Annotated in this window: 12 protein-coding genes and 1 pseudogene; 2 read left to right on the top strand and 11 right to left on the bottom strand. The window is 36.2% G+C overall.

The genetic code is table 11. The features are described 5' to 3' along the window. Positions 1–6: 6 nt before the first annotated feature. Positions 7–480 (bottom strand): hypothetical protein, encoded by a 474-nt coding sequence (locus tag RCG20_RS17260; RefSeq protein ID WP_308181345.1) that lies wholly within the window; start codon positions 478–480, stop codon positions 7–9. Between the two features lie 494 nt (positions 481–974). Between RCG20_RS17260 and RCG20_RS17255 the strand changes: the two are divergent. After that, positions 975–2,350, top strand: a pseudogene (locus RCG20_RS17255) (IS1182 family transposase). A 277-nt stretch (positions 2,351–2,627) separates the two neighbouring features. On the opposite strand, the gene RCG20_RS17250 reads toward RCG20_RS17255, so the two are convergent. The 10 genes from RCG20_RS17250 to RCG20_RS17205 form a co-directional block, all read right to left on the bottom strand. Next, positions 2,628–3,263, bottom strand: a complete 636-nt coding sequence (locus RCG20_RS17250) for an FMN-dependent NADH-azoreductase (RefSeq protein WP_308181344.1) — start codon at positions 3,261–3,263, stop codon at positions 2,628–2,630. Between the two features lie 320 nt (positions 3,264–3,583). Beyond that, on the bottom strand, positions 3,584–5,299 hold the full coding sequence (gene ptsP, locus RCG20_RS17245; protein WP_308181343.1) for a phosphoenolpyruvate--protein phosphotransferase: 1,716 nt from the start codon (positions 5,297–5,299) through the stop codon (positions 3,584–3,586). Continuing rightward, positions 5,299–5,565 carry a phosphocarrier protein HPr gene (locus tag RCG20_RS17240; RefSeq protein ID WP_308181342.1) on the bottom strand — a complete coding sequence of 89 codons (267 nt, stop codon included), beginning with the start codon at positions 5,563–5,565 and terminating at the stop codon, positions 5,299–5,301. Before RCG20_RS17240 ends, ptsP begins: the two co-directional genes overlap by 1 nt. A 444-nt stretch (positions 5,566–6,009) precedes the next feature. After that, on the bottom strand, positions 6,010–7,701 hold the full coding sequence (locus RCG20_RS17235; protein ID WP_308181341.1) for a glycerol-3-phosphate dehydrogenase/oxidase: 1,692 nt from the start codon (positions 7,699–7,701) through the stop codon (positions 6,010–6,012). A gap of 166 nt (positions 7,702–7,867) precedes the next feature. After that, positions 7,868–9,358, bottom strand: coding sequence for a glycerol kinase GlpK (gene glpK, locus RCG20_RS17230; protein WP_308181340.1), 1,491 nt, complete (start codon positions 9,356–9,358; stop codon positions 7,868–7,870). A 26-nt stretch (positions 9,359–9,384) separates the two neighbouring features. Beyond that, positions 9,385–10,209 (bottom strand): MIP/aquaporin family protein, encoded by an 825-nt coding sequence (locus RCG20_RS17225; protein ID WP_308181339.1) that lies wholly within the window; start codon positions 10,207–10,209, stop codon positions 9,385–9,387. A gap of 214 nt (positions 10,210–10,423) precedes the next feature. Then, a complete protein-coding gene (locus tag RCG20_RS17220) occupies positions 10,424–10,984 on the bottom strand; it encodes a glycerol-3-phosphate responsive antiterminator (protein ID WP_308181338.1) in 561 nt (186 codons plus the stop codon). A gap of 3 nt (positions 10,985–10,987) precedes the next feature. Further along, positions 10,988–12,184, bottom strand: coding sequence for a hypothetical protein (locus RCG20_RS17215; RefSeq protein WP_308181337.1), 1,197 nt, complete (start codon positions 12,182–12,184; stop codon positions 10,988–10,990). After that, a complete protein-coding gene (locus RCG20_RS17210) occupies positions 12,181–13,377 on the bottom strand; it encodes a DUF58 domain-containing protein (protein WP_308181336.1) in 1,197 nt (398 codons plus the stop codon). Before RCG20_RS17210 ends, RCG20_RS17215 begins: the two co-directional genes overlap by 4 nt. Continuing rightward, positions 13,374–14,324, bottom strand: coding sequence for an AAA family ATPase (locus RCG20_RS17205; RefSeq protein WP_308181334.1), 951 nt, complete (start codon positions 14,322–14,324; stop codon positions 13,374–13,376). The genes RCG20_RS17210 and RCG20_RS17205 overlap by 4 nt, the downstream gene beginning before the upstream one ends. A gap of 414 nt (positions 14,325–14,738) precedes the next feature. On the opposite strand from RCG20_RS17205, the gene RCG20_RS17200 reads away from it, so the two are divergent. After that, on the top strand, positions 14,739–14,933 hold the full coding sequence (locus tag RCG20_RS17200) for a YkvS family protein (protein ID WP_308181333.1): 195 nt from the start codon (positions 14,739–14,741) through the stop codon (positions 14,931–14,933). Positions 14,934–15,044 lie beyond the last annotated feature (111 nt).

The raw sequence follows: 15,044 nt of genomic DNA, 5'->3' as shown, positions 1-15,044 counted from the left end.
TCACTTTTATAGCTCAGAAGAAAAATTTTCTAAATAAGCACGCCCAAAAACCTCTTGATCGTTAAAAACCTCAATGGTGACCGCATGATTCCTTTCAATCATATTTTCAAGTTCATAAATATGAAAATCCTTTTTTAATGGAATTGGGTTCATAAAGATGGTTGTTTCGCAATTGCTTTTTGTTTCTAGATATTCTCCTCTAATTACTTGGTCATCTCCATAAATAATTTCACGTTTTCCTATAGCCGAAGCAAGTCTATCATCATGGATTGAGATCTTGACCTTGTAGGATTGGTGATCCTTAAGTAAATTGCTATTGATTTGAAAACGAAATTGCAGTTCGTTATTCTTTGTTAACAACGCATCTGCATACCTGTTCACAATGAGTTCATGAGAGATAAACTTATCACACCCTGATGATACCGAAATAACAAAGATGGATAAAACTACAACAAGAGTATTTCGGATATGTCGAAGCATTTGAATTTCACCCCTTTTACATTCACCATAGCCATCTAAAAATGGAAGTAAACGTAGATCGGGAAATTAAAATAAAGAAAGCTGATTGGCGAGCCCCTAAGGGCGATGATTAGGCGTAGTTGCACTTATGCGCTATCAGAATTTATGGAAATAAATTCTGCTTAGCTAAAAAAGACAGATCTTTATAAGATCTGCCAGGCTGTCGAAAAACCCTTCGACAGCTTATTATTTTACACAGATTCTTTAACAATTCAACACGTTAATTTGTTATAACGATAATAGTATATAGCTTTGTAACTGGTCTGTTGATTTCCGCTCCAGGCGCTCGCTTTCCGCGGGCGTGCCGGGAGCTTCCTCAGCGCTGAAGCGCTTGCGGGATCTCCCCTGCCCCGTACTCCCGCAGGAGTCGAGCGCCTTCCACTCCAATCAACAGAGTGTCTTTCAATAAAGAACTTACGTTCAACTAATAAATAATAAAAAAAGTGGTGAAATCAATGTTTAAGCCAAAAGAGTCTAGTCAAAATGAATATGAATTTGTATCTATTGATGAATTAGTACCTGATGACCATCTACTTCGTTTGATTGATAAATATATTGATTTTTCGTTTCTTCTAGAAAAAATCCGCCAATATTACAGCGATGATAATGGACGCCCCACTGATCCCCTTATTCTTTTTAAAATGATGTTTATTGGTTATATTTATGGCATTCGTTCTTAACGCCAACTAGAAAGAGAAATTAGAACAAACGTTGCCTATCGCTGGTTTTTAGGTCTAAAATTCAAGGACTCTGTACCTCATCACTCAACGATTAGTTGGAATCGTCAACACCATTTTAAGGATACTACTATTTTTTAGGAGATTTTTGATGAGATTGTACTTCTAGCAATAAATCATAAGATGGTTGGCGGACGTGTTTTATTTACAGATTCTACACATTTAAAGGCAAATGCAAATAAAAACAAGTTTACGAGACAAGAAGTGGAAGTAGATACTCGAGAATATTTTGATGACTTAAACAAGGCGATTGAAGAAGATAGACTTAAACACGGAAAAAAGCCATTAAAAGATAAGGACGAAGTAAAAGAAACTAAGGGAATTCGTGTAAGTACTACTGACCCAGAATGTGGTTTTATGTCCCGTGAAAATAAACAAGAAATGTTCTGTTATCTTGACCACCGAACTACGGATATAAAGTTAAATATAATTACTGACGTTTATGTTACACCTGGCAATGTTCATGATTCTGTTCCCTATCTTAGTAGGTTGGACCGTCAGGTCCAACGATTTGGATTTAAGGTGGAAGCTGTAGCATTAGATTCAGGGTATCTTACAAATCCCATTTGCAAAGGACTTTCTGATCGGAAAATTTTTGGAGTCATTGCCCATAGAAGATACCATCCTACTACTGGTTTATTTCCCAAATGGAAATTTACATACGATAAAGATCGTGACCTGTACATATGCCCCAACAACAAAGAATTAACATACAAAACTACAACCCGTGAGGGATATAGGGAATACAAATCTGATTTGAAGAAGATTACGAACTGCCCATTTTTTTCCCAATGTACACGCTCAAAAAATAAAGTGAAAGTTGTAACACGACATGTTTGGGAGGAGCACAAAGGAAAAGGTAAGGTTAAATCGCTTATCTAAATCTGGAAAAATACTTTATAAATTTAAAAAGGAAAAAATTGAGCGAAGCTTCGCAGACTCAGGAAGAGCTGCATGGTCTTCGCTATTGCCGGTTACGGGGATTGAAGAATGCATCCGAGCAGGCTCTCCTTACTGCCGCATGCCAAAATATAAAAAAAGTTGCAACACATTTAGCTAAATTGGAAAAAGTGTGTTGCAATACTTTAAGTTGATTTATCCCCTGTTGATTGGAGCGGAGGGCACTCAACTCCTGCGGGATATAGAGGTCACTGGAGACCCCGCAGGCGGTAACGCCGAGGAGGCTTCAGGACCTCCCCGCGGAAAGCGAGTGCCTGGAGCGGAAATCAACAGGCCCATTTGCAGGGAGCTTTGATAAATTTGGTATTCGGATTCTGAGAAAATAAAAATTGCCGAGAAAAATACCCCTTTCTCGACAATCTGACAGATCTTTATCAGATCTGCCCCAATTATAAAAACTCGTTATTAGACTTAGAAGGTATGTGCTACGTCCTTTGCACGGGCGATGGCATTTTCTTTTATTTCTTGTGCTTTATCTGGCATAGCATTATGTCCCTCTACAAAGATACCTTCAAGGGTTGGAATACCAAAGAAATTCATCATAACACTAATGTAACGGTGTCCCATTTCCATTTGTGCCGCAGGGCCCTCTGAGTAGTTCCCCCCGCGTGCCTGGATGTGTAATGCCTTCTTTCCTTTTAAAAGGCCAACAGGACCTTGTGCAGTATAACTAAATGTTTTTCCAGATACTGCAACAGAATCAAGATAGGCTTTCATTACTGGTGGAAATGAAAAATTCCACATCGGTGTTACAAATACGTATTTATCTGCTGAAACAAATTGATCGCTTAGTTCTCCCAAACGACTTACTTTTGCCTTTTCTTCTGCAGAAAGTTGATCAAAAGCCTGACCAGATTGAAGTTTACCCCATCCACTAAATACATCGGCATCGATATAAGGAATGTTCTCTTTGTACAAATCAAGATGAGTTATCTCATCATTTTGATTTACTTCTTTATACGTATCAATAAATGCTTTTCCAACAGCCATGCTGTAAGATTGTGTTTCATTATGCGGGTGTGCAGTGATATATAAAACTTTAGCCATTTTTTGTTATTCACCTTTCTTTTTTAAAAATTTAAGACATTATAGTTTGAATCAAGAACACTTATACTATCCAAAATAATTGCTTTTAATTAAAATATTTTTGATTCGAGATAATTGTATTAAATATATATTTGAATGTCAACTTAATTGGCTTATTTACAAAACCCACATATTTTTTCCACTTAAAGAAAACTCGCCGATTGGCGAGCCCGTAAGGGCGATGATTAGGCGTAGTTGCACTTATGCGCTAGCAGAATTTATGGATATAAATTCTGCTTAGCCAAAAAAGCCGACTGAAAACCAGCCGGCTTTGAAAAAATTTATTTATCTGTTGCAATCTTTACAGCTTCCATTACTTGACTTGTCGTCTGCATAGAAAGAACATCCTGAGCAAGCTTTTCCATATCTGCTTTATTCAAGTTACGGATTTGTGAACGTGCTCGTAAGATCGAAGTTGCACTCATTGAGAATTCATCAAGACCTAAACCTAATAAAAGTGGAATAGCAATTTCGTCTCCAGCCATTTCTCCACACATTCCTGCCCATTTACCTTCTGCATGGGCTGCATCAATCACCATTTTCACTAATCGCAAAATCGACGGGCTATATGGTTGATATAAATAAGAAACGCGTTGATTCATACGGTCCGCAGCCATTGTATATTGAATTAGATCATTTGTTCCAATACTGAAGAAGTCGACTTCCTTGGCAAATTGGTCGGCTAAGATTGCAGTCGATGGAATTTCTACCATAATACCAAGCTCGATTTTTTCAGCTATTTTTTCACCATTTGCAAGAAGATTTTGTTTTTCTTCCTCAAGAATGGCTTTGGCAGCACGAAACTCATCTAGAGTAGCGATCATTGGGAACATAACTTTTAAATTACCGAAACTACTTGCTCTAAGTAAAGCACGAAGTTGTGTACGGAAAATTCCTTGTTCTTCTAGGCATAAACGAATAGCACGGAAACCTAAAAATGGATTCATTTCCTTTGGTAAACTTAGATATGGAAGCTCTTTATCTCCACCAATATCAAGTGTACGGACGACAACAGGCTTTCCGTCCATCCCTTCTAGAACCGCTTTATATGCTTCATATTGCTCATCTTCTGTTGGTAATTGATCCCTACCCATGTAAAGGAATTCTGTTCTGTATAAACCAACAGCTTCTCCACCATTTTCTCTTACACCTTTTAAATCCTTTGGTGTACCAATGTTGGCAGCGAGCTCCACATGGTGGTTATCAGCTGAAAATGTTTTTTCATTCACTAATTTAGCCCATTCAGCCTTTTGTTTTTCATATTCCTCATGGACTCCACGATACTTTTCTACCAATTCTGCTGTTGGATTAATATGTACTTCCCCATTTAATCCATCAACGATAACAAGATCACCATTTTGAATTTCTTCTGTAGCAGTTTTTGTACCAACTACAGCTGGAATTTCCATTGACCGAGCCATAATAGCAGAATGTGATGTTCGTCCACCAATATTTGTGGTGAAGCCTTTTACAAATTGGCGATTCAATTGGGCTGTATCAGATGGTGTTAAATCCTCCGCAACAATAATCACTTCTTCAGAGATCATACTTGGATTTACTACTTCAACCCCTAACAAATGCGAAAGGACCCGTTTGGTAACATCACGGATATCTGCAGCGCGTTCCTTCATATATTCATTATCCATTTGTTCAAACATAGTAATAAACATATCTGCAGTTTCTTTTAAGGCAGATTCTGCATTCATTTTTTGTGTTTTAATGTTGTCTTCTATTGGTGAGTGTAATTCTGGATCGCTTAATACCAGAAGATGTGCTTCAAAAATAGCAGCTTTATCTGCACCGAGGTCAACCATTGCATGATCACGAATCGCTTCTAATTCTGATTTTGATTTATTAATTGCTGTGCGGAAACGCTCCACTTCAGCAACCGTATCTTCAATTGTTTTCTTTTCAAAGGATAAATCTGGTTCAACTAGGCGATATGCCTTGGCAATCGCAATTCCATTTGAGGCGGCAATTCCTTTTAAAAACGTCATTACTCTGCCAAACCTTCTTTTTTCATTGTTTCTTCAAGACTTCTCAACGCTTCTTCTTGATCGCTTCCTTCAGTAGTAATCGTGATATCTGCACCCTGACCAATACCTAAAGACATAACACCCATAATAGATTTTAAGTTTACTTTTTTACCTTTATATTCTAAATTGATTTCAGAATCAAATTTGCTCGCTGTTTGTACTAATAATGTTGCTGGTCTTGCATGAATACCTGTTTCCGAAATGATCTTAAATTGTTTCTCTGCCATGCTAAATCAAACTCCTTTAAAATAATAATATGAAAAAATATTTGCCATCATAAATTTATACAATTTCCCCTATTTAGTCAACTAAACCGTTAATTGACTAAATACTCAAAAATGTAAGCCTTCTCTTTAATTAAAATTTATTTTCCCCAATGAGAGTTACAAAAATGTATTAAGTATAAACTACCTTCACTTCATAACCTTTTCAGCATTATCAAAGGTAGAATAGCATTTTTAGCCTTATAAGACAACCGAAACACACCTCATTTTATTCTCCTTCCTAAACAAACCAAAACTGGTTAAGAACGTAAAACTTAAAAATTAATTGAAAGTACCTAAAAACAATCTACCAACAAAAGTTATTAATCTTTTAAGAGGACATTTGCCTGCTTCACTTCTATATAAAAGCCGCCACAATTAAATGTGTGGCAGCTACTTTTTTTGTTATTAGTTTCCGTTTGAAGCCTTTGGAAAATCATTTAGTTCATCAACAGGGCTAACAGCTGATTTCAATGCTTGCTCTAATTCAATTATATATTTTTGTTTCTCTTTTTCATTCCAACTCAATTTATCATTCATATAAGCAATTACTTTTGTATTCCATTTTCGAACTAAATTGATATCAAAAAGAATTGCGCCTGTTCTCCTGTTAAAAAAGTCAATAGGTGTCACAACCATTTCGTATTCAATCCCGTAAACAAGCTTTGCAAATAGTGGAAGGGGTAACTCGTATTTTTCTGCATCATGCTTATATTTTTTTAAGAGTTCAAAAACAAGCGGGATATTGGAACCATATTGACTTGCAAGATGTAATGACTGGTCACGCGTTAAACCTAAAGCAGTTCCAGCTTCAATTTGTGATGTACAAAATGTGTCGAAATTTGCAGCTCCGCCTATATCCCCCCCTGAAATAGGCATACTTTTTGTATTCCCTTGAGGAAAAGTAGTGCCATTCTCCGTAGTAAATTTAGCAGCTAAAAAATCAACAATGGTTTCAGCCATTTTCCGGTACCCTGTTAATTTCCCACCAGCAATTGTTACAAGTCCTGACTTTGATTCCCAAATTTCATCCTTTCTAGAAATTTCGGAAGCATCTTTTCCTTCCTCATATATAAGTGGACGTACCCCCGCCCAACTTGACTCAATATCCTTTTCACTGATTAAAACATCAGGAAACATATAATGAATGGCCTTGAGAATATAGCTTCGGTCACTTGCTGTCACATTTGGATTAGTTGTATCTTTGTCAAAAAATGTGTCTGTCGTTCCAACGTATGCTTTTCCTTCACGGGGAATTGCAAATACCATTCGACCATCAGGTGTATCAAAATAGATGGCTTGCTTCAGAGGGAACCTAGACTGATCGATAACAAGATGAACACCCTTTGTAAGCTGAAGAACTTTCCCCTTCTTCGATTGGTCAAGCTCACGAATTTTATCGACCCACGGTCCAGCAGCATTCACAACTTTTTTAGCACGAATTTCATATTGTTCTCCAGTTAGTTGATCTTCAATTAGTGCACCAATCACTTTTCCATTTTGATAATTCAGTTTTATTACTTTTGAGTAGTTACAGGCAATTGCCCCTTTCTCATGTGCCGCTTTCATAACTTCAATCGTGAGTCTGGCATCATCAGTCCTATATTCAACGTAATAACCGCCACCTTTTAAACCTGATTTTTTAATAAGCGGTTCTTTTACTAATGTTTCATTAGTTGACAACATTGATCGGCGTTCACCCTTTTTGACTCCTGCTAAAAAATCGTAAACACGTAAACCGATAGAAGTACTAAATTTCCCAAAAGTTCCCCCTTTATGAATCGGGAGCAGCATCCTTTCAGGAGTTGTCACATGTGGCCCATTTTCATAGACAATTGCTCTTTCTTTGCCTACTTCTGCGACCATCTTTACTTCAAATTGCTTTAAATACCGAAGTCCACCGTGAACAAGTTTTGTAGAGCGGCTTGATGTTCCTGCTGAAAAATCCTGCATTTCAACAAGTGCTATACTCATTCCTCTGGATGCAGCATCAAGAGCAATTCCAGCACCAGTAATTCCACCACCAATAACCAATACATCATATATTTCGCTTTTAAGTTTGCTAACTATGCCATTTCGATTTAATGTGGAAAATTTCATGTTTATTTCCTCCTCTATTTTTCAAGATCGAAAGAAAACAAAAAGAGACCACAAAGGACACTACCGATTAACGATAATGCTTTGTGGTCTCTCCCAATTCTCCTACCGATATATTAACTTAAAGCCATTTTATCATAAAAAATATGTTTTGGATAGCATTACATATTTATTTAAATGCCATTGCAGCTTTTACTGCCTTCTTCCAACCATCATATAATTTAGCTCGTTCGTCATCCCCCATATCTGGAGAGAATTTATGATCCACTGCCCATTGCTTCGAGATTTCCTCTTGGTTTTCCCAAAAACCAACTGCAAGTCCTGCTAAATAAGCTGCTCCAAGTGCAGTTGTTTCATTAACGGTTGGCCTTTCAACGGGAACATTTAAAAGATCACTTTGGAATTCCATTAAGAAGTTATTCTTTACGGCTCCACCATCGACACGCAGTGTTTTTAACTCGATCCCAGAATCCGCTTCCATTGCTGACAAAACATCTTTCGTTTGATATGCAAGTGATTCGAGGGTTGCTCGAACAAAATGTTCTTTGGTCGTTCCACGAGTTAATCCAAAAACTGCTCCCCGTACTTCACTATCCCAATATGGTGTTCCAAGCCCAACAAAAGCAGGTACAATATAAACACCCTCTGTTGATGCTACCTTCTTTGCGTAATCTTCACTCTCTTTAGCATCCTTAAACATTCTGAGTCCATCACGAAGCCATTGAATAGCGGAGCCTGCTACAAAGATACTTCCTTCAAGGGCATATTCCACTTTGCCATTTAGTCCCCATGCAATTGTTGTTAATAAGCCATGCTCAGATCTGACCGCTTTTTCACCTGTATTCATTAACATGAAACAACCAGTACCATACGTATTTTTTGCCATTCCTTCACCAAAACAAGCCTGTCCGAACAACGCAGCTTGTTGATCCCCGGCAACACCAGCAATCGGAACTTCTTTGCCGAAGAAGTGATAATCAACTGTATGTGCATAAATAGAGGAAGAAGGATGAACTTCTGGAAGCATCGAAGCTGGCACTCCTAAAATATCTAATAACTCCTCATCCCATTTTAATTCGTGAATATTATACATAAGTGTACGTGAAGCGTTTGAATAATCTGTAACATGTGCTTTACCACCTGATAACTTCCAAATTAACCAAGTGTCAATGGTTCCAAACAATAATTTTCCTTGTTCAGCTTTTTCACGTGCACCTTCAACATTATCCAAAATCCATTTTACTTTTGTTCCAGAGAAGTATGCATCTATTAATAAACCAGTTTTTTCGCTGAATAGATCGTTTAAACCTTTTTCTTTAAGTTCATCACAAATTTCACTTGTTTGTCTTGATTGCCACACAATTGCATTATAAACAGGGACACCTGTTTCTTTATCCCAAACAACTGTCGTTTCACGCTGATTTGTTATCCCAATTCCAGCAATTTGTTCAGGCTTAATACCTGATTCAGATAAAACTCCAGCGATAACCGACAGAATTGAACCCCAAATTTCATTGGCATTATGTTCCACCCAACCAGGCTGTGGAAAATGTTGTGTAAATTCTTTTTGCGCAACATGAACAATTTCTCCACCTTTATTAAAAAGAATTGCACGAGAGCTTGTTGTTCCTTGGTCTAATGATAAAATATACTTTTCCACAAAAATTCCCCCATTAAGTTAAAATATTAAGCTACTTTCTTTGAATCATTGATATTACTTGACTGGTTTTTCCCAAGTACTGATGCAAGCAAAAGGAATACAAGATTGATTCCAATCACTACCCATAGTGCTCCTGTTACTTCCCCTAAAAATACTGATTTATAAAATACTGCACCTAAAGCACCGCCCAGAATTGGGCCAACAACTGGGATCCATGAATATCCCCAATTTGAACCACCTTTTCCGTGAATCGGTAAAATAAAATGAGCAATTCTTGGACCTAGGTCGCGTGCAGGATTAATAGCATAACCTGTTGTTCCACCTAAGGACATACCAATCACAACAATCAATGCTCCTACGGCAAGAGGATTTAATCCTTCGGTAAATTTATTTGCTCCAATAAACATTAGCCCTAGAACAAGAATAAATGTTCCAAAAATTTCACTTAATAGATTTGAGAAAGTATGTGGAATTGCTGGACCAGTAGCAAAAACACCTAACTTTGTCCCAGGATCATCTGTAGCCTTCCAGTGTGGTAAGTAATGCAAGTAAACTAGTGCTGCTCCTAAAATTGCTCCAATCATTTGGGCAAGAATATATTCAGGTACATTAGCCCATGGGAAATCTCCATTTATAGCTAATGCGATTGTTACAGCTGGATTTAAATGTGCCCCACTAACAGATCCTACTGCAAAAACACCCATTGTAACTGCAAGTCCCCAGGCAATCGTAATAACGATCCACCCCGCATTATTTGAGTAAGATTTCTTCAATGAAGAACCTGCTCCTATTCCTGCACCAAAAACAATCAAAATCATGGTACCAATCATTTCTCCAATAAATGGCGTCATCTTTCTTCCCCTCTCCTTTTGAAAAAAATATCAGAAATTTCAAACTTTTTTCGCGACAAAAAAATCAAAACAAAAAGAGATTCACGCAGAATAACCCATTTTTGGGTATCTGTGTGAATCTCCTCATCTCCGTCACGAAATATTAACTTATACTAAATATACAAGTCTATGAAAACGGTGTCAATAAGTTTTTAACAAGACTATATAAATATTTTTATAAATTTTTATTACCAAAGAAATCCCAAAGTTCCCTCTTGGATGTGGTAATGGCATTGGCACCTGCATCTAGAGCATTTTGAACCTCTTCGGATGTTCGAATCAATCCCCCTGCAAAGATTGGTGTTCCCAGCCTTTCTTTCACTTCTTTTATCATTTGAGGCATCGCGCCAGGCAAAACTTCAATAAAATCTGGACGTGTTTTTTCTACGAGTTTATAGCTTTTTTCAAGAGCATGACTATCAATTAGAAATATTCTTTGAACTGCAATTACACCCTTTTGCTTTGCTTTTAAAATGACGCTGGATTTGGTAGAGATTAATCCATATGGCTTGTATTCCTGGCAAATATATTCAGTAGCATATTCGTCATTTTTGATGCCATGGATCAAATCGACGTGGTAGATCATTTTTTTTCCATATTGTTTTGCAAGCAAATCGATATTTTTCAATTGGGCAATATGCATATATAAGTAAACACCAATCTCATAAGAACTTTTTAAAAAACATTCAAATTCCTTCATGTTTGTAGAAGCAGGTAATATTTTCTGGTTTAACATGTTTTATAACCCTTTCCTTGAATATAATTGCTGCTTCATTTGACTAATTTCATTTTTAACTTGCAGCTGTTCCTCGTGCGATGAAACTATTTCTCCATATCGTGTCCTCTCATAAATAGAAATAAGCTGTTCTCTTCCTGTTAAACCAATTCGAACAAACCATTCTTCTAAGGTTTCAAATGGATAACGTCCATTATGAAGCTTTTGTGCAAAAATTTCAAATCGAAATATTTCTTTTCTTATAAAATCCTCTGAAGGCACATGCTTTCCACTAAATACACGAATTGTTGGCTCATTAATTATCTCAGATATATGTGTTGCTGGGGATTTACCTAGCCAAGGTATTGATAATTCCCTCCTTCGCTTATAAAAGAAGAAACCTAAACATATTAATCCGATCACCAAAAATGATAGTAAAAAAAAGTCTTTTGTCATGAAAAACGAATGATTCTTTGCGGCATTTGCTTCCTTGAACAAGTCTGAGATTGTTTGATTAGGTTGTTGATTTTCTCGTGTTGGTTGTTTTGCTAAATGAAGATTTTTTAATAGATTTAAGATTGGTAATGCTACTACTCCAAAAAGCATTGCAGTATATTTCAAGATCCCTGTTAAGGAAGACTCGATGTATTTCATAAATAGTGTAATCAACCCTGCGGTAGAAAATAGTACACCACACAATTTTACAAAGAACATTGCGAATTCAAATTTATCATCACGAATACATACCCACTTTTTATAAAAGCCACCAATAAATACAAGTAATAATTGAAAAAGCAAAATACATACTATTTGGTTACGAAAAGGAGAATCAATAATCGTAGCAGATAAAAGCAAAGGTACACCAATCATAAATGAAAACAATAAAATTTGAATTTCACGTTGGTCTTCTGGGTCATGAGGTGCAAGTCCTCTCCAGAAAATAAACAATCCTAACAGGCTTACATGTAGAATCGGTAGCCCTGCAAATATACCCACGGTTAGAAAAAGGAGCAACACAATGTACAAAGATGCCCATCTGCCTTTTCCTGCAAACTTTTCCAACATAAATGAAAATAGAAGAAAAGCCCCAAAACTCAAGGCTAGCAACATTCCAATAGGGATAGGCTCCTTTTCCCCAATAACGAAAAAAAATAATAGTAGGATCCCAAGTAATAACTCAAGGGTAAATTGATACATCCTCAAAGTAATTCGTAAACTCATTGGCTCACCCCACTTTCCCTCTGAACATCAAGGGGTATGATCCATCCAGATTCGTTATTAACCTTTAACTCTAACAACAATACTTTCTTTCTAACCATTTCCAAAAATAGGGCATCTACTGATGAAGTTCTTATACCACCATGAATGAAAAATGGCTGCGTTGCTAAATGCCGATTATAATAAGACAACATCTTCTCATATGGAAAACTTACATGAAGGGTATTTATTGAAGCAAGTATTTCAAGAACCTTTTGCAAGTGTTTATTTCCTTGTCCTAAAGGAATAAAGAGAAAAGGAATATTTCCCGCGGATCGTATGTTGATGCAAAAAGAATAAGGAATTTGCCGTTTATAAGCGTAATAAGCAAACTCTGTAACGCTACTAAGCAATTGTTCTAATTGGCCTGTTATCGCATAGCCATCTGAAATATTTATTGCGATATTCCAACCATTATCAGTAATTTGTTCATATATTTTCGTTTGTAAAGATTGCTTTCGTGCACTTGCTTTCCAGTGGATTCGATTAAAGCTATCTGAAAAGACATAATCCCTTGTACCTTGAGGGGCAAGCCTATCTTCATAAATTGAAAGAGGGGCAACATTCCACTCAGGTCGCATTGAAAGGCGTTCTTTTAAGTATTTAACCGGGATAGGTACAGGATAAACAAAAATATCTTGATGAACTATATTTTTGTATTCAAGAACTATTTCACCAAATCCAATAATATTTGGAATATGCATTTCTAGCTTGCGTATCTTTGCATTTCCACGCATTTTTGTTTTAAAGGGAATGGTAATCCGCTTTTTTTGATGGGTAAAAATTGAAAACGGGACTGAAATCTCATGCATGAATAACATTGATTCCACTTGTTCTTCGAATGGTGATACAACTTGATCGAAATATACCTTTATTTCACCTTTTAAGATTGGTAATCCCTCATTATGGAACTCGAGAACCCACTTTCCTTGTTGATTTATAAAAAAACAATCCTTTTGAATGATATTATTAAAAAGTAAAGACTGCCCAATTTTTTTAAAATAAAACTGATTAGCATATGTAATGAAAAGAAAAAGGGTTGTAAGAAAAAAAGTAAGCTTCGAATCAGCAAAAAGGCTTAAAACTAATAGCACCGCAGCAAGGGCGCATATTCCAGGAATTCTTCGGTCCTCTACGGAATATTTATGCCAAATCATCCGTTTACTCCTGTTTCCACTGGAACCTCAATGGATTTAAGTATTTCATCCATGATCATTTCTTGTGAATTTGATAAAAAGCCTTCTGTTGAAAGAAAAATTCGGTGTGATAACACATATGGGGCTACCCACAATACATCACTAGGAGTAACAAAACTTCGTCCATTTAAGAATGCTTTGCCTTGGGATGCTCTCATTAACGCCAACGTTCCTCTTGGACTGACGCCTAATTCAATATATGGATGATTACGAGTTTTCCTAACAATCTGTAATATGAACTTTTCAAGATCTTCTGAAATAGTGATGCCTTTTACAGCTGTCTTCAATTGTAATATCTCTGAATTGGAAAATACATGCCGACTCTCATCAGTAACTATTTCGCCTCTATACAATTTCATAATCCTTCTTTCTTCTTCTATTGAAGGATATTCAATTTTTATTTTAATAAAGAATCGATCCATTTGTGCTATTGGCAAAGGGAAAGTCCCTTGCTGTGATTCTACTGGATTTTGTGTCGCAATGACCATAAAAGGTTCGTCTAGTACGACCGTCTGACCATCAATCGTTACTTGTCTCTCTTCCATTGCTTCTAGTAGGCTTGATTGGGTTCTTGGGGTTGCCCGATTGATTTCATCTGCTAAAACGATGTTTGCCATAATTGGTCCGGATCTTAATTCAAACTCTTGAATCTTTGGGTTGAAAAATTGAATCCCTGTAACATCACTTGGTAATACATCAGGAGTAAATTGGATACGAGAGAAAGCACCGCCAATTGCCGATGCAAAACATTTAGCCAGCATTGTTTTTCCTGTACCAGGAACACTTTCAAGCAAAATATGTCCATTAAAAAGTAAGGAAATAGCCATCAATTCAATTTCCAAATCTTTGCCAATTACGAATTTACCGATTTCATTTTTCAAAAGATTAATTTTGTTTGCTAATTCCATTTTTCCCCACCCTTTTTATCACTATTTCTTCCTCTATTATTTTACCAAATTTCCTAATTTTCCGATAACACTAAATCTCTTCTACCCCTAAATTATGGGATTATTTTAAATCTACTATAAAAGTTTAAAAATCACCTGCAGACATTGTTAAACGTTAAACTATACTGTTTATACAGTATTCTTATAATCGACAAAGTTTTTTAAGAAGCCAATTTTTTAATTATTTTTTGTCGAATTTCCCCGGAAATATAAAAACAGTTTTACATATTAAAAAAACGTTTAATGATTTTTATATTGATGTTTTTCAAGAATTTTAAAAATTGTCACATTAAAGCCTTTACGAAAATAAAAAAGTAGTGCAAACTGGTATTTATATAGATTGGTATAAGTTGTTAGGTAAAGGAGAGGGACTAATTGAAGAAGGCAGATGTGGGGAATATCATTGAGTTCCGTGAGGGATTGCAAGGAATTGTTGAAAAGGTGAATGAAAACTCTGTAATAGTCGACCTAACTTATATGGATAATTATCGTGACTTAGAACTAGATCAACGAACCGTTGTCAATCATAAAAACTATAAGATTATCAAAGAAAACGCTTTAAATAATTAAAAAAACCAAAAAGTAGCTTTATTGCTACTTTTTGGTTTTTTTAGTAGAAAATTTTCGCGTTTCCCTTTTTATCGTATAAATAGCTTATTTTATGAAAAAGTATTATATTTA

The sequence above is a fragment of the Neobacillus sp. PS3-40 genome (genome assembly GCF_030915485.1).
Lineage (GTDB): Bacteria > Bacillota > Bacilli > Bacillales > Cytobacillaceae > JAUZPL01.
This window is presented reverse-complemented; position numbering and strand designations above follow the sequence as displayed.